This window comes from Pseudaeromonas paramecii, assembly GCF_039540575.1.
Classification (GTDB): domain Bacteria; phylum Pseudomonadota; class Gammaproteobacteria; order Enterobacterales; family Aeromonadaceae; genus Pseudaeromonas; species Pseudaeromonas paramecii.
The window spans coordinates 164,706-187,287 of sequence record NZ_BAABFC010000014.1 but is presented as its reverse complement, the minus strand read 5'-3'; the positions used below and the strand labels follow the sequence as shown (position 1 = coordinate 187,287).

Sequence of the window (22,582 nt, the reverse complement as noted above, 5' to 3'; positions counted from 1 at the left end):
TGCGGTGGCTTTTGCTGGCCGGGTTTGCTATTTATGCCCCGGTTTTTTCAAGGGGCGGATGATGGACTCACACAGGCGACAACGACTCATCGAGATGGGGCTGACCGACTGGCAGCTGCGTCATCCGGCGCGGCTGGCCATGGGGCCGGAACCCAAGGCTGCGCCTGAACCCGCCTCGGCGGATGGCTGCCTCTGGATCAAGGGGCCGGTGCCGGTCTGGGTGGCGGATCTGTGCCGCGCCTTTGGGCTGGCACCGAACGCCTGGTCCCCTTGGCAAGCTGGCGCCGACCCCGCGTGGAGCCTGAGCACCGCGGCGGCACCGGATGTCGACTGTGCCCTGCACTGCCCGCTGCCGGCGGATGGCGCCGCCAAGCGGCGGTTGTGGCAAGCCTGGTGTCAGCGGCATGCTTGAGTTGCGTCCCTTATCGCCGGCAGATCTGCCGGCCATGCTGCTCATCGAGCAAGCGGCCTATGACCACCCCTGGAGCGCGTCCCTGCTGGCCTCCTGCTTTGGCGAGCGTTATCTCGGTGGCGGCGCCTGGCATCAGGGGCAGCTGGTGGGGTACTACCTGGCGGACTGGCTGCTGGATGAAAGCACCCTGATGAATCTCTGCCTGCGGCCCGATTGCCGTGGCCGGGGATGGGGTCGGGCCCTGCTGGGGGACTATCTGGCGCGCAGTACTGCGCTGGGCTGTCGGCACTGGTGGCTGGAGGTGCGGCGCAGCAATCGTACGGCACAAGGGCTCTACCTGTCTGCCGGTTATCACGAGGTCGGCTGCCGCAGGAATTACTATCCCACCAACACCGGGCGGGAGGATGCCCTGCTGATGGGTCGCACCCTGGATCCTGGGGCGTGAGATCCTGGGTCTGGCTGGCGCTGCTGGTCTGGCCGCTGCAGGCCGCCGTGTTCAAGTACGTAGACGAGCAGGGGGTCATCAATTACACCGATGATGCCGCCCGGGCCTCGCCGTTTTCCCCCCAGGAGCTGGACGAGTTCGATCCCGACCCGGACAAGGTCAAGCTCAGATATACCGCCAGTGGCAATCTCTATGTGATCAATGAACTGACGGCCCCGGTGACCGTTACCCTGCAGCTGGACCGACAGCAGGGGGTGACCAGCAGTCAGGATCTTCGCTGTCCCATCCTGGTGGCGGGACGCAGCGAGCGGTTTGTGGCCAAGGTGGCCTATCGCGGCCCAGGGCGACTGGGCATCGGCCATCAGTTTGTGCTGGGCGCGCCGAGCACCGTCTCTCGAGCTCAGCTGCGGCCGCCGTTTGCCGGTCGTTTTCGGGTCTCCCAGGGGTTTGACGGTGGCTACAGCCATCAGTTGCCGGGCAATCGCTACGCCATCGATCTGGCCATGCCGGAAGGCACCCCTGTACTGGCGGCCAAGGCGGGGGTGGTGGTGGATTTTGTCGATGGCTATGTGGGCCATACCCAGGATCTTTCTGGACGGGCACGCACCAACTACCTGCGGCTGTTACATCCGGACGGCACCCTGACCCTCTATGCCCACCTGCAACCCCACTCGGTGCGTGTGGGGTTAGGTCAGTCGGTCTCGGCGGGCAGCTGGCTGGCCAACTCGGGCAACACGGGTTACAGCACTGGGCCGCACCTGCACTTTGCCGTGCAGCACAACGATGGCCGGCGGCTGGTGGCCATCCCCTTCACCCTGAATGGTCAGATGCCGGCTCAGGGGGTCTGGGTGGGCGGCTGAATCTGCTGTAGGGTGCGTTCTATGGCCAGATCCAGGCTGGCCACCGACAGGGGCATCTTGTTGCCCTGGGTGCCCGGCTGGCCTGGCACCCAGATGTGGGACAGCTCGGGGTTCAGGTGCAGCGGGTAGGCCTTCTCGCCAGGTTCCGTCTCCAGGAACATCACCGGCAGTTTCAGATCCCGACCGTAACGGGCCGTCAGCTGGGCGGTGGCGCTGTTGGCGCTGATGTCCAGCCGCACCAGGATCAGATCTCCCACCACGCTCTCCAGATGCGGATCCTTGAGCAGATTTTGCTCCAGCATTTCACAGCGCCGGCAGCGGCGCCGCTCGATCAGCAACAGGATCGGCTTGCCGCTCTGGCGGGATAGGCTGGCCGCCTGCTGGTAGCCCTCCAGGTTGTAATGCCAGGGCAAGGGGTGTTGCCAGGGCCAGCGATCGATCAGCACAAAATACATGGTCAGCAGCAGGGCACTGGCCCCCAGACCCAGCAGCAGACCGAGGGTGATTTTCTTGATCAAGGTGTTTCGTCCTCCGGTGGGGGTCGCTTGGCTATTGTGCTCGACTGCACGGCCATGTCCACCCTTTCGCCCCCCTCTTTTTGCCATCAAATTGTGTCTTGGCGCACTAAGCTAACACTTGTAAGCCCAAACCCCTCTGGGTAGACTGCGGCCATTCTTGGCTCTCGCTGGCCAAATTGTATTCAATTAAGTCCGCCTGAGCGGAGAGAGAGACTCCGCGATGGCGGAAGGAACAGATCGATGCATGAGCTTCATTATTTAGATGTCATCCGGAAGCGTATCGAGGGAATGAACGACCAGCCTGCCTTGCGCGGGCAGCACCAGGGCCAATGGCAGGATGTCAGCTGGCGTCAGCTGGGCCAACAGATGGACTGCATTGCCCAGGGCTTGATTGCCCTGGGGCACGGGGAGGGGGATCGCGTCGGCATCCTCTCCCCCAATCTGGTGTCCTGGACCCTGGCCGACCTGGGGATCCTGGCCGCCCGTGGGGTGACAGTCCCCCTGTATGCCACCAACACCCTGGCTCAGAGCAACTATGTGCTCAACGACGCCGGCATCCGCATCCTGTTTGTCGGCGATCAGGAGCAGTTTGCCAATGCCTGTGAACTGTTAGCCCAGGGCGCATTGCAGCATCTCATCTGGCTGGGGGACAGCCTGCCACAACCCTGTGCCGATGCCCGCATCCTGACCCTGCCCCAATTGCTGACTCTGGGGGATGAGGCGTCCCTGGTGCAGATCCGGCAGGCGCGGGAGACCCGGATGCAGCTGTCCGATCTCTTCACCCTGGTCTACACCTCCGGCACCACAGGCGAGCCCAAGGGGGTCATGCTGGACTTTGCCAACCTGGCCGCCGCCATGGAGCAGCATCACCGCCGGGTCAAGCTGACGCCCCAGGACGTTTCCCTGTGCATGTTGCCCTTAAGCCACATCTACGAGCGGGGCTGGAGCTTCTACATCCTCTATTGCGGCGTGCTCAACGTCTACATGAGCGATCCCCGTCAGGTGATGCAGGTGTTGAACGAGGTCAAGCCGACACTGATGTGCGCCGTGCCGCGGATCTACGAGAAGGCCTATGCCCAGATCCAGGCCAAGGTGGCGGCGGCGCCGGCCTGGCGGCGCGCCCTGTTTGCCTGGGGCTGCCGCCTGGGCGACAAGGTGGTGGCCCGCCGGCAGGCCCGGGAGCGGCTGCCGCTGTGGTTGCGTGCCAGCTACGGCCTGGCGGATCGACTGATCTTCCGTCCCATCCGCGCCCGCTTTGGCGGCCGCATCCGCATGCTGCCCATCGGCGGCGCCCGCTTGGCGGACGAGGTGAACCGCTTCTTCCTGGGGGCGGGATTCCCCATCAAGTACGGCTACGGCATGACCGAGACCCTGGCCACAGTCTCCTGCTGGGAGGATGACTGTCTGCCCCTGGGCAGCACGGGGCGGCCCATGCCGGGCCTGCAGGTGCGCCTGGGGCCGGATAACGAAATCCAGGTGAAGGGACCCACCATGATGCGGGGTTACTTCAACAAGCCGGCGGCCACCGCCGAGGTGTTTACCGAGGATGGCTACCTGCGCACCGGCGATGCCGGTTATCTGGACGTGGGGGGCAACCTTGTGTTCACCGAGCGGCTCAAGGAGCTGATGAAGACCTCCACCGGCAAGTATGTGGCCCCCCAGCTGGTGGAAGGCACCCTGGGCAAGGATCGCTTCATCGAGCAGATCGCCATCATCGCCGATGCCCGCCATTATGTGTCGGCGCTGATCGTGCCCTGCTTCCAGTCCCTGGAGGAGTATGCCCGCAGCATAGGTCTCTCCTACCAGAACAAGGCGGAGCTGCTGTCCAACCTCAAGGTGAAAGAATTCTTCGAGCAGCGCATCAACGAGCTGCAGCAGGGGCTGGCCAAGTTCGAACAGGTGAAGGTCTTCACCCTGTTGCCGCGGCCCTTCGCCATGGAGAAGGGGGAGCTGACGCCGACCCTCAAGCTCAGGCGCAAGGTGATCGAGCAGGCGTTCCGCCACGAGATCGAGGCCATGTACGCCAAGTGAGCCGCAGGCCCGGACCCCGTCCGGGCCTTTTGTTTGTCGGGCGCCAATTTGCCAGAAACAGGCAAAGGCTTGCCAGGATTGGACTAGCGCCCGGCTGGCCGCCTGGGTCACACTGAGGCTCAGTGCCGACGGGAATGGCCATAGCTAAATCGCGTTAAACCGGCGCTATCAAGATCTAAAAGTTATTTAAATGCCCGAATGATTCTAAGTGGCGGGCAGGGAAACAGTTGTGTTGTTGGCGCGGCTGGCTAGAGTAGGGGGCTGACGGGATTTGCACTAGCTTGCGGGGGATCTTCACTGGTCTGGCCCGAATCGAGTGTTAATGAGCCGCAAAATCTGTTACTAATCAGGGTCCAACTCTTACCTGTCAGCCAGGGCTGACCCGGTACGGCTACGCGGCCGTTTTTTGATTGGTCAATCGTTGATGGATAAACCTGAGTCGAGCGCATCCTTGCCGGGATGGGCTGGCTCGCCGTCAGCGACCATTTTCAACATCAGGGAATAGACATGCAGATTGGAATACCGAGAGAGCGTCTCGTCGGTGAGACCCGGGTGGCAGCCACCCCGGCCACCGTGGAGCAACTGAAGAAACTCGGCTTCGATGTGGTGGTGGAATCCGGGGCTGGTGCGCTGTCCAGCTTTGCCGATGCCGCCTTCGAGGCCGTTGGTGCCCAGGTGGTGGACACCCAGGCCCTGTGGCAATCCCCGCTTATCTACAAGGTCAATGCCCCGACGGATGAAGAGATCGCTCTTCTGCAGGAAGGCACTACCCTGGTGAGCTTCATCTGGCCGGCGCAGAACCCTGAGCTGGTGGCCAAGCTGGCCGAGCGCAAGGTCAACGTGCTGGCCATGGACATGGTGCCGCGTATCTCCCGCGCCCAGGCGCTGGACGCCCTCTCCTCCATGGCCAACATCGGCGGTTACCGTGCCGTCATCGAGGCGGCCCACGAGTTTGGCCGTTTCTTCACCGGTCAGATCACCGCCGCCGGTAAGGTACCGCCTGCCAAGGTGCTGGTGATCGGTGCCGGTGTGGCCGGCCTGGCCGCCATCGGGGCCGCCGGCTCCCTGGGCGCCATTGTCCGCGCCTTCGACACCCGTCTGGAAGTGGCCGAGCAGATCGAGTCCATGGGGGGCGAGTTCCTCAAGCTGGACTTCGGTGGCGAGGATGGTTCCTCCTCCGACGGTTATGCCAAGGTGATGTCTGAAGAGTTCATCAAGGCCGAGATGGAACTGTTTGCCGCCCAGGCCAAGGAGGTGGACATCATCATCACCACCGCCCTGATCCCCGGCAAGCCGGCCCCCAAGCTGATCACTCGCGAGATGGTGGACAGCATGAAGCCGGGTTCCGTGATCGTCGACATGGCCGCTCAGGCCGGCGGCAACTGCGAATACACGGTACCGGGTCAGCTGCATGTCACCGAGGGTGGCGTGAAGATCATCGGTTACACCGATCTGCCCGGTCGTCTGCCGGCCCAATCCTCCCAGCTGTACGGCACCAACCTGGTGAACCTGTCCAAGCTGCTGTGCAAGGAGAAGGACGGCAACATCAACATCGATTTTGACGATGTCATACTGCGCAACATGAGCGTGGTGAGCCAGGGCGAGGTGACCTTCCCGCCGCCGGCCATCAGCGTCTCCGCCGCACCCAAGGCCGCCCCCGCTGCCGCGCCGGTGAAGGCCGAACCCAAGGAACCCTCCAAGCTTAAGTATGTGCTGGGCGCCCTGGGGCTGGCCGCCTTCGCCTGGGTGGGTCATGTGGCACCGCCTGAGTTCCTCTCCCACTTCACCGTGTTCGTGCTGGCCTGCGTGGTGGGTTACTACGTGGTGTGGAACGTCACCCACGCCCTGCACACCCCCTTGATGTCCGTCACCAATGCGGTGTCCGGCATCATAGTGGTGGGGGCCCTGCTGCAGATCGGCAGTGATTCCTGGCTCATCAAGTCGCTGGCGTTTTTCGCCGTGCTGATCGCCACCATCAACATCGCCGGGGGCTTCACCGTGACCCACCGCATGCTCAAGATGTTCCGTAAGGATTAAGGGAGAAACAACATGTCTCATGGATTGGTCACGGCTGCCTACATCATCGCTGCCGTCCTGTTCATTCTCACGCTGGCGGGACTGTCCAAGCAGGAAACCGCCAAGTACGGTAACTGGTTCGGCATCGCCGGCATGGCCATCGCCCTGGTGGCGACCATTGCCAGCCCCAGCGTGGGCGGCGTCATCTACATACTCATCGCCATGGCGGTGGGGGCGGCCATCGGTGCCCGTCTGGCCCTCAAGGTCGAGATGACCGAGATGCCGGAGCTGGTGGCCGTGCTGCACAGCTTCGTCGGTCTGGCGGCCGTGCTGGTGGGCTTCAACAGCTTCATCGAGCTGCTGCCGGCGGAAACTCCGACCCAGCTGGTGCTGTCGCTGTCCGGCAGTGCCGACGAGATCATGGCCACCGTCAAGGCCGCCGTGGATGCCCTGGGCCAGGAAACCGCCCATAACGGTCACCTGACCGGCGCCATGCTCAACATCCACCTGGTGGAGATCTTCCTGGGCGTGTTCATCGGTGCCGTGACCTTCACCGGCTCCATAGTCGCGTTCGGCAAGCTGCGTGGCCTCATCAGCTCCAAGCCGTTGTCCCTGCCCCACAAGCACAAGCTGAACCTGGTGGCCGTGGTGCTCTCCGTGCTGCTGATGATCTACTTCGTCAAGGTGGGCGGCTCTACCCTGGCCCTGCTGCTGATGACCGTCATCGCCCTGGCCTTCGGCTGGCACCTGGTGGCATCCATCGGTGGCGCCGACATGCCGGTGGTGGTCTCCATGCTGAACTCCTACTCAGGTTGGGCGGCGGCGGCGGCGGGCTTCATGCTCTCCAACGACCTGCTGATCGTCACCGGTGCCCTGGTGGGTTCCTCCGGTGCCATCCTGTCCTACATCATGTGTAAGGCCATGAACCGCTCCTTCATCTCGGTGATCGCCGGTGGTTTCGGCACCGACGGTGTCAGCTCCAGCAGCAGCGAGGAAGTGGGCGAGTACCGTGAGATGAGCCCGGAAGACGTGGCCGAACTGCTCAAGGCGTCCTCCTCCGTCATCATCACCCCCGGCTACGGCATGGCGGTGGCCCAGGCCCAGTATCCGGTGGCCGAGATCACCCAGCAGCTGCGCGCCAAGGGCATCAAGGTGCGTTTCGGCATCCACCCGGTGGCAGGGCGTCTGCCTGGCCACATGAACGTGCTGCTGGCGGAAGCCAAGGTGCCTTACGATATCGTGCTGGAGATGGACGAGATCAACGAGGACTTCAGCGATACCGATACCGTACTGGTGATCGGCGCCAACGACACCGTCAACCCGGCCGCCATGGAAGATCCGGGCAGCCCCATCGCCGGCATGCCGGTGCTGGAGGTGTGGAAGGCGCAGAACGTGGTGGTGTTCAAGCGTTCCATGAACACCGGCTACGCCGGGGTGCAGAACCCGCTGTTCTTCAAGGAAAACTCCCACATGTGCTTCGGCGATGCCAAGGCCACGGTGGAGAAGATTCTCAAGGCGCTGTAAGTTCGGCGTCACACGAAGCAGGGAGGCCCATGGCCTCCCTGTTTTTTTGCCCGCGCACCGCGTATTCTGTGCAGCCAGTCTAATGTAGTTTTTCTGCATGTTAGCCTTGTTATCCACCTGGACGTTTACCCCGGCTATCCCGGGGTGCAACCCTAAGGACTTGGGGAGCCTTATGTTTTCACTCAATCTCAAACGCAAATTGCTGCTGAGCGTTGGTCTGGCGCTGTTGTGCGTCACCCTGCTGCTCTCTGCCCTGGCCTACCGCGCCCTGCACGCGCAGGTGATCGACGGCAACTATGCCCATATTGACCGCTTGGCCGAACGCAGTGCCGCCAGCATCGGCGACTGGCTGAGCGCCAAGCGGGCCGCCGTCCATGCCCTGGCGACCCAGGGCAAGGCGCGGGATACCGCCAGCCTCTATCTGGTGCGCCTGGCCGGTGATTTCGAGAGCCTCTACTTTGGCGATGCGCAGGGCGACATGCTGGATGATGAGCAGCAAGAGCCGACCGACTACAGCGACTATGACCCCAGGGCCGAGGCGTGGTATCAGACCGCCCTGGGCCAGAGCGGCGTCCAGCTGACCGCTCCCTATCTGGACGACACCTACAGCCCGCCTGCCGTGGTGCTCTCCTTGGTGGAGCAGACCGCCGGCGGTGTGCTGGGAGGCGACATCACCACGGCGCGGCTGCAGCAGATACTGGCGGAGATGAGCCTGCCGGCGGACGGTGTCAGCCTGGTGGTGGATGGCCAGGGCAAGATAGTGGCCTACCGAGATCAAGAATTGGTGCTGCAACCCCTGGCGCGATTGCTGGATGGCGTGAACCTGCAGGCCTCGTCGTCCGAACCCCAGGCCGTGACGCTGGCAGGCCGCGACAAGCTGCTGTGGCGCAAACCCATACCCAAGACCTCCTGGCAGCTGCTCAGCCTGGTGGACAAGGCCACCTTGCTGGCGCCGCTGAACCAGCAGTTGCTGCAGCAGGTCATCATCACGGCCGTGGTGCTGCTGGTGAGCCTGCTGGCCATAGGCGCGCTGATCGGCGCCCTGATCGCGCCTCTGCGCCGGGTCTCCAGCGCCCTGGCCCATATTGCCAGCGGCGACGGGGATCTGACCCAGCGCATCCTCATCACCAATCAGGATGAGGTGGGGGAGCTGGCCGGCAGCTTCAACCAGTTTATCGATAGCCTGCATGGCCTCATTCGCCAGATCCGCGACGAGGCCGGCCGCCTGGAGGCCAGCGCTCGCCAGGGGCTGGGCCAGGCCCAGCGCAGCCGGCAGGAGGTCAACCGTCAGGAGCAGGAGATCGCCATGGTGGCCACCGCCGTCACCGAGATGACCTCCGCCACCGCGGAGATTGCCCAGCATGCCGAGCTGACCGCCAGCGAGGCCCAGGGTTGCAGCCAGAGCGTGGTGGAGGGCGGCGCCCTGGTGGACAAGACCCGGCACTCCATCACGGAGCTGGCGGACGAGGTGGCCCAGGCCACCGGCGTCATCGATGAGCTGGATCTGCACGCCCAAGCCATCTCGGGAGTGCTGACCACCATCACCGGCATCGCCGAGCAGACCAACCTGCTGGCGCTCAACGCCGCCATCGAGGCGGCCCGGGCCGGCGAGCATGGCCGGGGCTTTGCGGTGGTGGCGGACGAGGTGCGGGTGCTGTCTAGGCGCACCCAAAGCGCCACCACCGAAATTCAGGGCACCATCACCACCTTGCAGCAGAGCACCCGTAACGCCGTGGCCATGATGCAGCGCAGCCGCGAGCAGGCGGGCCTCAGCGTGCAGGATGCCGATGCGGCCAGTGCCGCCCTGGCCGGGATCACCCGGGCCATCGCGGTGATCACCGACATGGCCACCCAGATCGCCACCGCCGCCGAGGAGCAGCATAAGGTCACCGACGAGGTGACCCGCAACATCCATGCGATCAAGGCGCTGGCCGATGAGCTGATTGGTCAGTCCGACGAGGGTCAGGCCCTGTCCCAGGCCCAGCTGCAGCAGGCCGAGGCGCTGAACGGCCAAGTGTCCCGCTTCCGTCTGTAGGCGGTCGAAAAGAAACAGGGAGGCGAGCGCCTCCCTGTTTTTGTTTCGCTCACTCCACCCGCTGGCGGCGCCGGAGCGCCCACCAGGCCAGCAGGCCATAGAGGGCCAGCTGGCCATAGAGCTGGCCCAGCTCGGGCCGGATCTGGGACAGATCGGCGCCTTCCACCTGCAGCTTGAGAAAGGCCTGGATCCCCGGGGTGGCGGGGATCCACTGGGCCAGGGCGGCCTGCCAGGCCGGCAGTCCCTCATTGGGCCAGATGAAACCGGTGACGAAGACGATGGGCAGGGAGCTGAGCACCACCAGGGCGGTGACCAGCTCCCGGCGCGGCAGCAGGCTGCCCAGCAGGCTGCCGACACAGCTGATGGTCATAAACAGCGGCAGCCAGAGCAGCAGCAGCTGGCCCAGGGCGGCCAGCCGCGGCAGCCCGTACCAGGCCAGCCCCACTACCAGGTAGGCCAGGGCAAACAGCAGATACAGCAGGGTGAACAGGCTGGTGCGGGCCGCCAGCAGGGTGAGGGGCGAGGCGCTCTGCCAGTAGCCGCTCTCGCCGGCCTGGCTGGCCAGCCGCTGGCCGCAGGCCTGCAGACCGGCGCCGATGAGCAGGGTCTGATGCAGGATCAGCAGGAACACCGCCGGCAGCACATAGGGCTGGTAACCCAGGGTGGGGTTGAACAGGGGCACGCTGTTTACCGCAAACGGCCGGCTGTCGTTGAGCGCCTGGGGCAGGGCCTCGCCACTGGCCAGTCGCCGCTGCACCTGGATGCCGACTCCCAAGGTGGCGGCCGCCGTGCTGAGGCCCTCGGCAATGCCGCTGTAGCTGAGGAAGTAGGTGGCATCCGCCGCCAGGGCCAGGGTGACGCTGCGCCCCAGGCGCACATCGCGCATGAAGTGCGGCGGTATCACCAGTATGCCCCGGGCCTCGTTGTGCCGCAGCCGCTGCTGGGCCGCCTCCAGGGTGCTGGCGGTACCGACAAACTTGAGCGTCGGCGTGGCCTCCGCCATAAAGGCCAGCTGGCGGGACAGCAGGCTGTCGTCCTGATCCACCAGGATCACCGGCAGCTCCCGGGCCACCTGGTTGGCATAGGGGGAGGGGTAGAGAAGGAAGTAGTACAGCAGGCCGCCAAACAGGGTCAGCAGTATGGCCCTGTCGGTAAACAGCCGCCGGGCCTCCTGGCGCAGCAGATCCACTAACTCAGCCACGACGTGCCCTCCGGATAATCCAGACCACCGGCAGCCAGAGCAGGCCGAACAGCAGCAGGTTGCGGATGGGCAGCCAGGCCGCCAGCCCCGTCATGGCGTAGTGGCCCTGCTGCACCTGCAGATCCACGTAGTGGGAGACCGGTAGCAGGCTGCGCCAGACACTGGCGAAGCCGTTCATCTGCTCCGCCGGAAAGGTGATGCCGATAAAGGCCAGCGCGGGGGCACTGAAGGCCGCCGCCAGGCTCATGGCCCGGGTGCCGTCGCGGGTCAGCAGGTAGAGCAGGCAGCCGATGGCCAGACTCGCCCCCACCATCAGTCCCTGGCCCAGCAGCAGCATGGCCAGGCTGCCGGCCAGAGGCCAGCCGGCCAGCTGGAAGGCCAGCAGCATGAGGGCGCCCCAGCCCCAGCCGATGAGCCAGTAGGGCAGCAGCAGCGGCAGGCCGAGGCGGCCCAGCCAGTCAGGTGTCTGCTGCTGGTGGCGGGCCAGCCCCACCAGGAGGGGCAGCACGCAGAGGATCTGCCAGATGGCCGGCCAGATGGCGCTGAGCAGGAACTGGGCGTAGTTGGTGCTGAGGTTAAACAGCGGCGTGATCTGCACGCGAATGGGCGCCGCCTGGCCCAGGGCACCCGGGCTCGGCACGCCGTGGGCCAGGGCGGTCAGGCCGGCGAGGCTGGCGTTGGCGGTGCCCAGGGCCTGCTGCAGGCTGCCGTTCACCAGCCGGCCCACCAGCAGCAGCTGGCCGTTGTAGCGCGCCTCCACCACCGGCTGCTTGCCCAGCCGCACATCCTTTTCAAATTCGTAGGGCAGGATCACCAGGCCGTAGAGGCGGCCGCTGCGCAGGGCGTCGGCGGCTTCTGGCCACTGGCTGAACTGCCGGGTGACCTGGAGCCCGGCGCTGTCGTCCAGCAGCTGGCTGACCCGGCGGGAGAGGTGGCTGCCGTCCTGATCCAGCACCCCGATGGGCAGATCCCGCGGCAGTCCGTTGCCAAACAGCGACCAGAGCCAGAGGCCCAGCAGCAGGGGCAGCCACAGCAGCAGGGCCAGCTGCCAGCGGTCCTGGCCTATGAGCCGCCAGGGAGCGGTCCAACGATTAGTCGGCATCCAGGCTCACCAGGCCGCTCATGCCCACCCGCAGGGGCAGGTCGGCCTCCAGGGGCCTGGCCTCCACCTCGAAGCTGCGCATGTCAAACCCGCTGCCGCTGTCGGTGGCCCGCCAGGTGGCGTACTCCCCCATCACGGCGATGTGGCTGACCCTGAAGCGGTGGGGCTGGTCGTCGATGGCCGGCAGCCGGACCTCGAACTCCCGCCCCATGGGGAAGTGCTTGAGCCTGTCTTCGCGCACCTGCAGCCGCAGCCAGGCGTCGTGCATGTCCAGCAGGGTGACCACGGGGAAGCCCTGGGGCGCCAGCTCCCCCGGTTGCAACAGCACCTGGCTCACCTCACCGCTGGCGGGGCTGCGCACCTCGGTCTCCGCCTGGTAGGCGGCCACCTCGGCCACGGCCCCCGCCGCCCGCTTGGCCTGCTCCCGGGCCGCCTGTTTCTGCTCCTCCCGCGCTCCTTCCTGGGCCAGCAGGTATTGCTGCTGGGCGGCATCGGCGGCCAGCTGGCTGGTGCGCCACTGGGTCAGGGCCTCGTCGCGCTTCTGCTCCGCCAGCACCCCTTCCTTAAACAGGGCATCCAGTCGCTGGTAGGTGGTCTGGTGCAGATCCGCGGCGGCCTGGGCCCGGCGCCACTGATCCTTGGCGGCCAGCACCTGCTGCTCCCGGGCGCCCAGCTCCACATTGCGGGCCAGGGCGCTGGCGGCGGCCTCACCGGCCTGGGCCTGCTGCATCTTGGCATCCAGCTCGGGACTCGTCAGGCGGAATACCAGATCCCCCTGCTGGAGCGGGTCGCCCTTCTTGACCAACACGCGGTCGATGCGGCCGGGGATCTTGGAGGCCACGCTGTAGCTTTGCGCCTCTATCTGTCCCTGCAGGCGCACGGGGGCGGGGCGGGTGGCCCACCAGGTGGCCCCCGCCAGGGCGGCGATGGGCAGCAGGGCAAGCAGGGGCAGGCGGCGGGACAGGGCACTCATGATTGAAACTCCACGTCGGCGTGTTGCGGGTATTGGCTGAATTCGGCGGCCCGGCCGGCCAGCGCCAGCAGGCGGGCAAGGGCGATGTCATAACGGTAGGCGGCGGCCTGGCGCTGGGTCTGCACCCCCAGCAATCGGGTCTGGGCCTCCTGCACATCCAGCGAGGTGCCCAGCCCCTGGGTAAAGGCGCTCTGGCGCAGCTTGAGGTTGGCCTGGGCCAGCTCGAGGGTGTGGGCGCTGGACTCATACTCCTGGCGCGCCTGATCGGCCTCCCGCCAGCTCTGCTGCACCAGCAGGCTCAGATCCTGCCTCAGCTGGGCCAGCATATCCCGCACCTGCAGCCGGGTGGTGGCGGCGGCGGCCAGGGTGTCGCTGTGGCCCTCGCGGCTCACCAGGGGCACCTTGACCCCCACGCCCACCAGCCAGTCCGGCGCTATCTTGGCCGCCAGCGTGTCCTGTTCATACAGCTGGTAGTTGCCGTACAGGAATACCTCCGGCAGCCGCTTGCCCGACTCCACCGTCGCCAGCCCCTCGGCCTGGCGGGCCTTGGCATCCAGCAGTTGCAGGCCGGGGTGATGGGCCAGGGTGTCGCCCAGCAGCTGAACCTGCTGCGGCAATTGCCGGTTGATAAACAGCGGCAGGCTGGGCTGGGGCTGCCCCGTCTCCCCCAGCAGGCTGGCCAATGCCAGCTGGGCGATCTCCGTCTGGCGGCGGGCCTGATCGGTCTGGATCTGGGCGTTGGCCAGGGCAGACTCGGCGGACAGGCGCTCCACCTCGGCGATCTGCCCCTGCTTGGCCAGCTGATTGGCCTGGGTCAGGTGATGGGCCAGCAGATCCTGCTGGGCCTGACGGGTGGCCAGCAGCTGCTGGGCTAGCTGGACGCCGAAGTAGCGCTGGGCCAGGGTCTCGAACGCCGCCATCTGCTTCAAGGCATACTGCTGGCGGGCCTCGTCCACCTGGGCGGCGCGTATGGTCTGGGCGGCATCGATGCGGCCGCCGGCGTACAGGGGCCACATGGCCTGAATGGAGCTGGTCACCAGATCCTGCTTGGTGAAGGGGGTCACCAGGGCGCTGCTGCCGCCGATGCCGGCCAGCAGCTGGCCCAGCAGCGGGCCCAGGGTGGCGTCCTGCGACAGCTGCGCCATGGGGTTGAGATCCGCCAGGTCCAGCTCGATGGGCTTGGCCATGTGGGTGGCCTGGCCACTGACGCTGATGTCCGGCAGGTAGAGGGCCCGGGCGGCATCCGCCAGCTGTTCGGCCTTGGTGATGCCGCCCTGCTCGGCCTTGAGGCCGGGGTTCTGGCTCAGCACCTGCTGCCAGGCACGGTCAAAATCCAGCGGCTGGGCCAGTGCTAGGGCTGGGCCGCACAGCAGCAGCAGGAGGGCACGCCGCCCCCGGATGTGTAACGCCATCTCGAATCCATCCTGATCGGCCGATCTCATCGAGACCGGGAAAAATGAGAGCAATTGTACTATTCACGGCTCGGCCCTCCCAGCACGGCAGCGGCGGGCCAGATCACTGTTTTTGCATCAGCCGATAGGCGATGGTCAGCACCCAGCGTCGGGGCAGCCAGGGCAGCAGGCCGTCGATCAGCAGACGCAGCCGCCAGTCGTTGAAGGCCACCAGCTTGCCCGCCAGCATAGCGGCATAGCCACAGCGGGCCACCGACTCGGCGCCCGGGGCGCCACGCCAAAAGTCCACCCCCTGCAGATCCCCCGCGGCCACGAAGCCGGTGGCCACCGCACCGGGACACAGGGCGGTGACCGTGATGCCGCAGGGCGCCAGCTCCGCCGCCAGGGCCTGGCTCAGCGAGCAGACGTAGGCCTTGCTGGCGAAGTAGACCGCCTGCCAGGGGCCCGGCAGGAAGGCGGCGGTGGAGGCAACATTGAGAATGCGCCCGTGGCCGCGGGCCACCATGGCCGGCAGCAGCAGCCGGGTCAGCCGGGTGAGGGTCATCAGGTTCAGCTGCAGCATCGCCTCCTGGCGGGCCGGATCCTGCTCGTGGAACAGGCCGTGGCCGCCCACCCCGGCGTTGTTGATGAGGTAGTCCACCGTCAGGGACTGTTGCCGGCAATGGTCCGCCAGTTGCGCGGCCGCCGTCGGCTGGCTCAAGTCCAGTGGCAGTATCCAGACCCGCACCCCGCAGGTCTGTTGCAGGGCCTGTTGCAACCGGGCCAGCTTGTCCGCCGAGCGGGCCACCAGCAGCAGATCGCCGCCGGCCCGGGCGTGGCACCAAGCCAGGGCTTCGCCGATGCCACCGGAGGCGCCGGTGATCAGGGCCAGGGGGGCGCGGGAGTCGGAGGGGGACATGCCGGAGCCTCGCAATTTGGTCAGACCAGTAGAATGAAGGGGGCTCATTCTACCCCAGTCCCCAGCCGCTTGGCAGGCGCAGGTTCGCATTTGTTTGGGCAAAAACTGCCCTTGGTTTATAATCCGCGGCCACTTTCTCGAGTTTTGCGTCATCACGGGACCTTTTCATGTCACAGTTCCTTACCGAGGTGGGCAAGCGCCGCACCTTCGCCATCATCTCCCACCCGGACGCGGGTAAGACCACCATCACCGAAAAGGTGCTGCTGTTCGGCAACGCCATCCAGCGCGCCGGTACCGTCAAGGGCCGCGGCTCGGGTCAGCACGCCAAGTCCGACTGGATGGCGATGGAAAAGGAGCGGGGCATCTCGGTCACCACCTCTGTGATGCAGTTCCCCTACAACGAGTGCCTCGTCAACCTGCTGGACACCCCGGGCCACGAAGACTTCTCCGAAGACACCTACCGCACCCTGACGGCGGTGGACTGCTGCCTGATGGTCATCGACGCCGCCAAGGGGGTCGAAGACCGCACTCGCAAGCTGATGGAAGTCACCCGGCTGCGGGACACCCCCATCCTCACCTTCATGAACAAGCTGGACCGCGACATCCGCGATCCCATGGAGCTGCTGGACGAGGTGGAGAACGAGCTCAAGATCAAGTGCGCCCCCATCACCTGGCCCATCGGCTGCGGCAAGCTGTTCAAGGGCGTCTACCACCTGTATGACGACGAGGTGATCCTCTACCAGACCGGTAAGGGCCACACCATCCAGGAGAAGCGGGTGATCCAGGGGCTGGACAACCCGGCGCTGGTGGACGCGGTGGGCGAGGATCTGCTGGAGCAGCTCAAGGGCGAACTGGAGCTGGTGCAAGGTGCCTCCCACCCCTTCGACCGCCAGGAGTTCCTCGATGGCGCCCTGACCCCGGTGTTCTTCGGCACCGCCCTGGGTAACTTCGGCGTCGACCACATGCTGGACGGCCTCACCGAGTGGGCGCCGGCCCCCATGCCGCGGCAGACCGACGCCCGGGCCGTGGCGGCCAGCGAGGAGAAGTTCTCCGGCTTCGTGTTCAAGATCCAGGCGAACATGGATCCCAAGCACCGCGACCGCATCGCCTTTATGCGGGTGGTTTCGGGTAAATATGAAAAAGGCATGAAGCTGCGCCACGTGCGCATCGGCAAGGATGTGGTGATCTCCGACGCCGTGACCTTCATGGCCGGTGACCGGGAGCAGGCCGAAGAGGCCTACCCGGGGGACATCATAGGTCTGCACAACCACGGCACCATACAAATCGGTGACACCTTCACCCAGGGTGAGGACATCAAGTTCACCGGCATCCCCAACTTCGCCCCGGAACTGTTCCGCCGCATTCGCCTGAAAGACCCGCTCAAGCAGAAGCAGCTGCTCAAGGGCCTGGTGCAGCTCTCCGAGGAGGGCGCGGTGCAGGTGTTCCGCCCCATCGAGAACAACGATCTCATCGTCGGCGCCGTGGGGGTGCTGCAGTTTGATGTGGTGGTGTCGCGCCTGAAGACCGAATACAACGTCGAGGCCATCTACGAGCCCATCAACGTCAGTACCGCCCGCTGGGTGGAGTGCCAGGATGGCAAGAAGTTGGATGAGTTCCAGCGCAAGTGCGCCCTCAACCTGGCGCTGGATGGCGGCGACAACCTGACCTATATCGCCCCCACCATGGTGAACCTGAATCTGACCATGGAGCGGTATCCGGATGTGGTGTTCCGGAAGACGCGCGAACACTAAGCTTCGCTTGTGCTGTGCCGGTTGGGCGCAGCCTGTCGGGATGAATGAGGGCCGTCGAGAGACGGCCCTTTGTTTTTGGTGGTTTTGGTTTGGTGGGGGAGGTTCCGCCCTTTGGGGCACTGGCGTTCTGCCTAACGCCGCTGGGCGGGGGCGGGCAAAGGGGCGCTAGCCCGCCCCTTTGCAATCCTGGGCCTTTTGCCCATGGTCGGGACAGCCCCTCGCTCTGGTCGTTGCTCCGGGGCCGCCAGTGACGGCCCATCCCTGGACCGGCGCTGGCTCAGCCCACCTCCCTGCGGGCCATCCCCTGCACACCGCCCGCCACTCGGCCCGGCCAAGGGCGCCCGGTGGTTTGATTGGGCCTTGGGGTTGAATTCCCATGGGTATTACACGGGCTGCCGGGATTCCCTCCCCTGGCAAGGGGAGGGGTAGTGTGGGGTGGCTTTGGTTGGCTTGTTTGACGTTGGCGGGTGGATCTCGGTTTGTCCGTTGCGCCCTGACGGGCATGGACTTTGTTGCCCCCCTGCCGCTGGTGGTTCTCCTGTGTCTTGCCAGGCAGGCCATCTCGCTCGATCATTGCTACCATCTGCATGCCCCAACTCTTGGCAGTCGGACTGCCTGCCAAAGGTACAGGATTACCGGTATACTACCTCTTCGCCTTTATGTTCCCTGACGGTACAGCGATAGCGTGACTCGCCTTTGCTGGTCTTACGTTTTTCTTTCGTGTAGCCGGCCATAGATACCTCGTGGAGTTCGCCTGTCCCATGAAATGGAGTGGTAGACATGGGGCAGGTGCAATCAACAAATGTCTGGAAACACCCGCAAATGACTCAGAAAAAAATCAGTGAAAACCCCGTTAAATCAGGCACTGAGGCCATCTCTGGCAAGCCTGTCCACCGCCAGACATTCTCGGTGGCCCCCATGCTGGATTGGACGGATCGCCATTGCCGTTACTTCCATCGGCTGATGACCCGGCACGCCTTGCTCTATACCGAGATGGTGACCACAGGCGCCATACTGAACGGCAAGGGTGACTACCTGGGGTTTGATGTGGCCGAGCATCCGCTCTCCCTGCAGCTGGGCGGCAGCGATCCCCAGGCCCTGGCCGCCTGTGCCAGGCTGGCCGAGGCGCGTGGCTACGACGAGGTGAACCTCAACGTCGGCTGTCCGTCGGATCGGGTGCAGAACGGTCGCTTCGGTGCTTGCCTGATGGGCGAGGCGGAGCTGGTGGCGCGCTGTGTGGCGGCGATGCGCGAGGCGGTCGCGATCCCGGTGACGGTCAAGACCCGCATCGGCATCGATGAGCAGGACTCCTATGAGTTTCTCTGCCAGTTTATTCAAACCGTCGCCGCTGCCGGCTGCGATACCTTTATCGTCCATGCTCGCAAGGCCTGGCTCAATGGCTTGAGCCCCAAGGAGAACCGTGAGATACCGCCGCTGGATTATCCGCGGGTCTATCGTCTGAAGCAGGACTTCCCACAGCTGACCCTGGCCATCAACGGCGGCATCAACAGCCTGGCCGAGGCACAGGTGCATCTGCAACATCTGGATGGGGTCATGCTGGGGCGGGAGGCGTATCAGAATCCCTACCTGTTGGCGCAGGTAGACAACACCCTGTTTGGCGATACGGCCCCCATCCTCAGCCGGCATCAGGTGGTGGAGGCCATGGTGCCCTACATAGAAGCCGAGTTGGCCAAGGGCAATCAGCTGGCCCATGTCACCCGCCACATGCTGGGACTGTACCAGGGCATCCCGGGGGCCCGGGCCTGGCGGCGTTATCTGAGTGAGCATGCCTGCCGCCGTGGGGCTGGGGTCGAAGTGTTGCTGGCGGCCATGGCGCAGGTGACGGAATGTGATCCAGCCGAGCAGGCAGACTAGCGTCCCCGGGTTATAGTCTAGTGGTGATGGTTTTCTGACCAGGATGGGTCGATATGAGCCTGCACCATAGTCTGCAACACGAGTTCCCTGAGTTTGCCGATAAACTGGAGGATCTGAAGTCCAGCGATCCGGAGTTTGCCCAGGTCATTCGCGAATACCACAGTCTGGATCACCGCATCCAGGGGTTGGCTTCCCGCGCCATCCCGGTGGGGGATGGGTATTTCGACTCCCTCAAGAAGCAGCGCCTGCTACTCAAGGACTCTATCTACCAGCGTCTGCTGGAATACTAATGGCGGTGGCCGGGCGAGTGTTGCCCGGTACTGCCGATGGGCACCACCTTGTTTTCCTGCTCCAGCAGCACCAGCAGCTGCTCTTCACGCATGGGCCGGGCTAGCAGATAGCCCTGGGCCATGTCGCAGCCCTTCTCCTGCAAGAGTCGCAGCTGCTGCGGCGTCTCCACCCCTTCGGCCACCACCGACAGATTGAAGGCTTCGGCCAGCTGCAAGATGGAGTCCACCAGCTTGGGATTGCTCTCCAGCTGCACCGTATAGCTGCGATCAATCTTGAGGGTATCCAGGGGCAGGGCCGTGAGATGGCTCAGGGAGGCGTAGCCGGTGCCAAAGTCATCCAGGGCTATCTCTACGCCTATCTGTTTGAGGGTGCGCACCATGCTGCGGGCCACATCATCCAGCTCAACCAGGGCGGTCTCGGTGATCTCGATGCCGATGCGCTCCGGCGGCAGATGATGGCGCTTGAGCATCAAGTCCACCTGACGCGGATAGTGGGGGTTGGACAGTTCGGTGGCGGAGGCGTTGATGGCCAGGCGGAACTCCTTAAATCCGGCCTGCGCCAGGCGGGCCAGAAACAGACAGGCCTGTTCCAGCACCCAGAGATCTATGTCCAGGATTTGCCCCGAGTGTTCGGCGATGGCGATGAAGCGATCTGGCGGCACCAGGCCCAATTCGGGGTGCTGCCAGCGCAACAGCAACTCGGCACCGCAGATGCGCTGTGCCTGCAGATCATACTGGGGCTGGAACACCACATAGAGCTGGCGCATGGCGATGGCAAAGCCCAGTTCGGCCTCCAGCCACTTATCTTCCCGCAAGCGCGCGGCGGTGGCGCCATCCAGTTGCAGCCAGTGGCTGCCATGCCGGCGCTGCGCATCGTGGCGGGCCTGGCTGGCGGCCTGCATCAACTCCTCCACATTGTCCGCCACCAAGGGGTAGCTGACGATGCCGGCACTAAACCGCAGATAGAGCTCGTAGCTGCCCAGATTGACCGGCAGTTTTAGGCGTTCCGCCAGCTGCTCGCACAGGCTGGTGGCCAGCATGGCGGGCTGCGGGGCCTGTTGTTCGGTGAGGGTAAAGGCAAACTCGTCCGACCCGACCCTGGCCATGGCGTGTCGGGCGACCTCCTCTCCGGCGTGGTGACGCAGTGTCTCGGTCAGCAGCTGACCGAACAGCTGTAAGGCTTCGTCACCGACCCGGTTACCGAAGGTCCGGTTGATGGCACTTAACTGCAGCAGCTTGAATTGGGTGAGCACAAACCCCTTGCCCTGACTGGTGAGGCCATGCAGGTGGCGCGCCAGCGCGGCGCGATTGCCCATGCCGGTCAGGGGATCCAAAAAGGCGGACTGCTCCAACTCCAGCTGGGAGGTTTCCAGCCGGGCGAGCATGCTGGCGAAGTGGTTGTGGAGCTCGCCCAGCTCGTCACGGGCCTTGATCTGGGGAATGTGGTGGGTCTGCTGGGCCATCACCTGCTGCATTAATCGTCGCAAGGTCTCAATGGGCTGCAATACCTGACGCTTGAGGGTCCAGGAGAGCAGCACTGCCAGGGCCAGTACGCTGATGCCCAGCCAGAGCAGGGTGAACAGGCGCAGCTTCTGGGTCTGGGGGGCCAGCTCTGGATAGGGGGTCAGGCTCAACAGCTGCAGCCCCATGCCGATGGCCGTGATCTGCCGCTGATAGCCCAATGGTGTTTGTTGGCGGATTTGCTGCGCCGTCCAGCCGGGGGGCAGTTCCCCGGCGACGCGATGATCATCCGGCCCCAACAGCAGGGCATAGCCGGCGCCGGAGGGCAGGTTCTCCGGTCGCAGCATCAGCCCTTGCAGGTCGAAGGTGAGGATCAGGGTGCCGGGGCTAGGCTCGCCGGGGGCGCCACCATTGAGTGGCCAGGCCTGCTTGATGACATAGCGGCCATCCTGCTCATCATAGAAGAGGCCCTGGAGCGAGTCGGGTGGCGTTAGGCTGTGCATCCGGTTGAGCATACGGAGATGGTTCGGATCGGACTGGCCCGGCCGAGTGCTCTGCGTCAGATACAGCCAGGGACGGTTCTGCTGATCAAACAGCGCCAACCCGCGCAGATGCTCATCGTGCAGCAGCAGGTTGGTGAAGCGACGTTTCACCTCTGTCTGCAGTTGTGAGCGCCGAAATGTGCCTTCTGGCGCGGATAACAGGTCTTGAAGTTCCTCGCTGTCGGCCAGTTGTTGCAGCAGTCGTTGGTTGTGTTCCAACTCGCTGAACAGTTGCTGTCGCACGGTGGCGGCCAGCAGGCTCTGTTGTTGTTGGCTCTGCGACAGGGTCAGGGCGTCGGTCAGTTGCCAGGTCAGGTAGCCCAAGGCCAGCAAGGGCAATAACAGGCCAGGCAACAACCGCCACAGGAGTTTGTGCTTCAATGTGGCCATGGCGGTGTCCTAGCAGAAGTCCCAAGGGGACTCGACAAGTGGACGATAGGGTAGGCAGAGCAGTGGCGGCATGGTTGTCATGGTGGCGATCCTGTCCACCTGGGGTGGAGTTGGTTGGCTACATAGGGTACGGCACCTTGGTTTCACTATAGACCTGTCCCATTGCCCCCCCCCTGTCAGATTCGAAGCTGGACAGATCCGTTTTTTGGATTTAACGCCCAGTGCGCGGGAGCCGGATCGCATTTATCCGTGTTATCTGCTTGAACTTTGCTGTCAGGTTTGCGGCGCCGGCGCGACCAATGGCTACCGCAGGCAGGGTGCCTGTGTGGCTCAGGAGATGTGCTATGTCTCAATCAATGGAACAGGGGCGTCAGTGGCTGCTGTCGGCGCTGGCGTGGTTGGCTGGCCCGGTGGAGTGGCTGGTCAGGCTCTATTTGGCCAAGGTGTTTTTTTTCTCCGGCTGGGTCAAGTGGCAGGATTGGGAGAGCACCCTCTACCTGTTTCGTTACGAATACCGGGTACCCTGGTTGCCGCCGGAGTGGGCCGCCTGGCTGGCAACCGCTAGCGAGTTGCTACTACCGGTGTTGTTGGTGCTGGGGCTGGGGACCCGTTTGGCGGCCGGTGGCCTGTGGATCCTCAACCTGGTGGCGGTGATCGCCTATTACCACGTGCTCAAGACGAGTCCGGCGGCGCTGCAGGATCACCTGCAATGGGGGCTGTTGCTCAGTCTGTTGCTGGTTCGTGTCCCTGCCGCCTGGGGGCTGGATCACTGGTTGGCGCGGCGGCGCGCCCCCAAGCTGCCAGCGGGCTCACGGTGAGGGGGGCAGTGGCGTGCTACAACTAGCT

General features: G+C 64.7%; 18 protein-coding genes. 11 read left to right on the top strand and 7 right to left on the bottom strand.

Annotated elements, in window-relative coordinates; translation table 11 throughout:
• Positions 1–61: 61 nt before the first annotated feature.
• Genes ABD847_RS12080 through ABD847_RS12070 form a run of 3 tightly spaced genes read left to right on the top strand, consistent with a single transcriptional unit; the run spans position 62 to position 1,717 of the window.
• Positions 62–412 (top strand): hypothetical protein, encoded by a 351-nt coding sequence (locus ABD847_RS12080; RefSeq protein ID WP_345013336.1) that lies wholly within the window; start codon positions 62–64, stop codon positions 410–412.
• Positions 405–857: a ribosomal protein S18-alanine N-acetyltransferase gene (gene rimI, locus ABD847_RS12075; protein WP_345013334.1), complete on the top strand. Its 453-nt coding sequence runs from the start codon at positions 405–407 to the stop codon at positions 855–857. Before ABD847_RS12080 ends, rimI begins: the two co-directional genes overlap by 8 nt.
• Positions 854–1,717 (top strand): peptidoglycan DD-metalloendopeptidase family protein, encoded by an 864-nt coding sequence (locus ABD847_RS12070; protein ID WP_345013332.1) that lies wholly within the window; start codon positions 854–856, stop codon positions 1,715–1,717. Before rimI ends, ABD847_RS12070 begins: the two co-directional genes overlap by 4 nt.
• Here ABD847_RS12070 and ABD847_RS12065 read toward each other — a convergent pair.
• Entirely contained in the window at positions 1,693–2,235 is a 543-nt protein-coding gene (locus tag ABD847_RS12065) for a thioredoxin family protein (protein ID WP_345013330.1), read from the bottom strand. The two genes, ABD847_RS12070 and ABD847_RS12065, sit on opposite strands and share 25 nt — an antisense overlap.
• 240 nt (positions 2,236–2,475) lie before the next feature.
• Between ABD847_RS12065 and ABD847_RS12060 the strand changes: the two genes are divergently transcribed.
• From ABD847_RS12060 to ABD847_RS12045, 4 genes are all read left to right on the top strand, one after another.
• Positions 2,476–4,266 carry an AMP-dependent synthetase/ligase gene (locus ABD847_RS12060; protein ID WP_345013328.1) on the top strand — a complete coding sequence of 597 codons (1,791 nt, stop codon included), beginning with the start codon at positions 2,476–2,478 and terminating at the stop codon, positions 4,264–4,266.
• Between the two features lie 507 nt (positions 4,267–4,773).
• Positions 4,774–6,303, top strand: a complete 1,530-nt coding sequence (pntA, locus tag ABD847_RS12055) for a Re/Si-specific NAD(P)(+) transhydrogenase subunit alpha (protein WP_345013326.1) — start codon at positions 4,774–4,776, stop codon at positions 6,301–6,303.
• A gap of 12 nt (positions 6,304–6,315) precedes the next feature.
• Entirely contained in the window at positions 6,316–7,806 is a 1,491-nt protein-coding gene (gene pntB, locus ABD847_RS12050) for a Re/Si-specific NAD(P)(+) transhydrogenase subunit beta (protein WP_345013324.1), read from the top strand.
• Positions 7,807–7,978: 172 nt separating this feature from the next.
• Complete coding sequence (locus ABD847_RS12045) at positions 7,979–9,841, top strand: methyl-accepting chemotaxis protein (RefSeq protein ID WP_345013322.1); 1,863 nt, start codon at positions 7,979–7,981, stop codon at positions 9,839–9,841.
• A 49-nt stretch (positions 9,842–9,890) separates the two neighbouring features.
• On the opposite strand, the gene ABD847_RS12040 is transcribed toward ABD847_RS12045, so the two are convergent.
• The 5 genes from ABD847_RS12040 to ABD847_RS12020 all read right to left on the bottom strand — a co-directional run bounded on the left by ABD847_RS12040 (position 9,891) and on the right by ABD847_RS12020 (position 15,427).
• A complete protein-coding gene (locus ABD847_RS12040; protein WP_345013320.1) occupies positions 9,891–11,042 on the bottom strand; it encodes an ABC transporter permease in 1,152 nt (383 codons plus the stop codon).
• Positions 11,035–12,144 carry an ABC transporter permease gene (locus ABD847_RS12035; RefSeq protein ID WP_345013318.1) on the bottom strand — a complete coding sequence of 370 codons (1,110 nt, stop codon included), beginning with the start codon at positions 12,142–12,144 and terminating at the stop codon, positions 11,035–11,037. Before ABD847_RS12035 ends, ABD847_RS12040 begins: the two co-directional genes overlap by 8 nt.
• Complete coding sequence (locus ABD847_RS12030; protein ID WP_345013316.1) at positions 12,134–13,117, bottom strand: HlyD family secretion protein; 984 nt, start codon at positions 13,115–13,117, stop codon at positions 12,134–12,136. Before ABD847_RS12030 ends, ABD847_RS12035 begins: the two co-directional genes overlap by 11 nt.
• A complete protein-coding gene (locus ABD847_RS12025; protein WP_345013314.1) occupies positions 13,114–14,529 on the bottom strand; it encodes a TolC family protein in 1,416 nt (471 codons plus the stop codon). The genes ABD847_RS12030 and ABD847_RS12025 overlap by 4 nt, the downstream gene beginning before the upstream one ends.
• Before the next feature lie 103 nt (positions 14,530–14,632).
• Positions 14,633–15,427, bottom strand: coding sequence for an SDR family NAD(P)-dependent oxidoreductase (locus tag ABD847_RS12020; protein ID WP_345013312.1), 795 nt, complete (start codon positions 15,425–15,427; stop codon positions 14,633–14,635).
• Between the two features lie 167 nt (positions 15,428–15,594).
• On the opposite strand from ABD847_RS12020, the gene prfC reads away from it, so the two are divergent.
• The 3 genes from prfC to ABD847_RS12005 all read left to right on the top strand — a co-directional run bounded on the left by prfC (position 15,595) and on the right by ABD847_RS12005 (position 19,343).
• Entirely contained in the window at positions 15,595–17,178 is a 1,584-nt protein-coding gene (prfC, locus tag ABD847_RS12015) for a peptide chain release factor 3 (protein WP_345013310.1), read from the top strand.
• An 822-nt stretch (positions 17,179–18,000) separates the two neighbouring features.
• Positions 18,001–19,053, top strand: a complete 1,053-nt coding sequence (gene dusA, locus ABD847_RS12010; protein WP_345013308.1) for a tRNA dihydrouridine(20/20a) synthase DusA — start codon at positions 18,001–18,003, stop codon at positions 19,051–19,053.
• Positions 19,054–19,106: 53 nt separating this feature from the next.
• The gene (locus ABD847_RS12005) at positions 19,107–19,343 is read left to right on the top strand and encodes an HP1242/YdcH family protein (protein ID WP_345013306.1); all 237 of its coding nucleotides are present in this window, start codon (positions 19,107–19,109) and stop codon (positions 19,341–19,343) included.
• On the opposite strand, the gene ABD847_RS12000 is transcribed toward ABD847_RS12005, so the two are convergent.
• Positions 19,340–21,736: a putative bifunctional diguanylate cyclase/phosphodiesterase gene (locus tag ABD847_RS12000; protein WP_345013304.1), complete on the bottom strand. Its 2,397-nt coding sequence runs from the start codon at positions 21,734–21,736 to the stop codon at positions 19,340–19,342. The two genes, ABD847_RS12005 and ABD847_RS12000, sit on opposite strands and share 4 nt — an antisense overlap.
• Positions 21,737–22,080: 344 nt before the next feature.
• Here ABD847_RS12000 and ABD847_RS11995 point away from each other — a divergent pair, with 344 nt between their 5' ends.
• Positions 22,081–22,554: a DoxX family protein gene (locus ABD847_RS11995; RefSeq protein ID WP_345013301.1), complete on the top strand. Its 474-nt coding sequence runs from the start codon at positions 22,081–22,083 to the stop codon at positions 22,552–22,554.
• Positions 22,555–22,582: the final 28 nt, after the last annotated feature.

Bases quoted from the DNA above. Each gene is read 5' to 3' on its own strand.
- ABD847_RS12030 (WP_345013316.1), bottom strand. From the start codon at position 13,117: ATGAGTGCCCTGTCCCGCCGCCTGCCCCTGCTTGCCCTGCTGCCCATC.
- ABD847_RS12080 (WP_345013336.1), top strand. From the start codon at position 62: ATGGACTCACACAGGCGACAACGACTCATCGAGATGGGGCTGACCGAC.
- prfC (WP_345013310.1), top strand. From the start codon at position 15,595: ATGTCACAGTTCCTTACCGAGGTGGGCAAGCGCCGCACCTTCGCCATC.
- pntA (WP_345013326.1), top strand. From the start codon at position 4,774: ATGCAGATTGGAATACCGAGAGAGCGTCTCGTCGGTGAGACCCGGGTG.
- ABD847_RS12025 (WP_345013314.1), bottom strand. From the start codon at position 14,529: ATGGCGTTACACATCCGGGGGCGGCGTGCCCTCCTGCTGCTGCTGTGC.
- dusA (WP_345013308.1), top strand. From the start codon at position 18,001: ATGACTCAGAAAAAAATCAGTGAAAACCCCGTTAAATCAGGCACTGAG.
- ABD847_RS12060 (WP_345013328.1), top strand. From the start codon at position 2,476: ATGCATGAGCTTCATTATTTAGATGTCATCCGGAAGCGTATCGAGGGA.
- pntB (WP_345013324.1), top strand. From the start codon at position 6,316: ATGTCTCATGGATTGGTCACGGCTGCCTACATCATCGCTGCCGTCCTG.
- rimI (WP_345013334.1), top strand. From the start codon at position 405: ATGCTTGAGTTGCGTCCCTTATCGCCGGCAGATCTGCCGGCCATGCTG.
- ABD847_RS12045 (WP_345013322.1), top strand. From the start codon at position 7,979: ATGTTTTCACTCAATCTCAAACGCAAATTGCTGCTGAGCGTTGGTCTG.
- ABD847_RS12020 (WP_345013312.1), bottom strand. From the start codon at position 15,427: ATGTCCCCCTCCGACTCCCGCGCCCCCCTGGCCCTGATCACCGGCGCC.
- ABD847_RS11995 (WP_345013301.1), top strand. From the start codon at position 22,081: ATGTCTCAATCAATGGAACAGGGGCGTCAGTGGCTGCTGTCGGCGCTG.
- ABD847_RS12005 (WP_345013306.1), top strand. From the start codon at position 19,107: ATGAGCCTGCACCATAGTCTGCAACACGAGTTCCCTGAGTTTGCCGAT.
- ABD847_RS12035 (WP_345013318.1), bottom strand. From the start codon at position 12,144: ATGCCGACTAATCGTTGGACCGCTCCCTGGCGGCTCATAGGCCAGGAC.
- ABD847_RS12000 (WP_345013304.1), bottom strand. From the start codon at position 21,736: ATGGCCACATTGAAGCACAAACTCCTGTGGCGGTTGTTGCCTGGCCTG.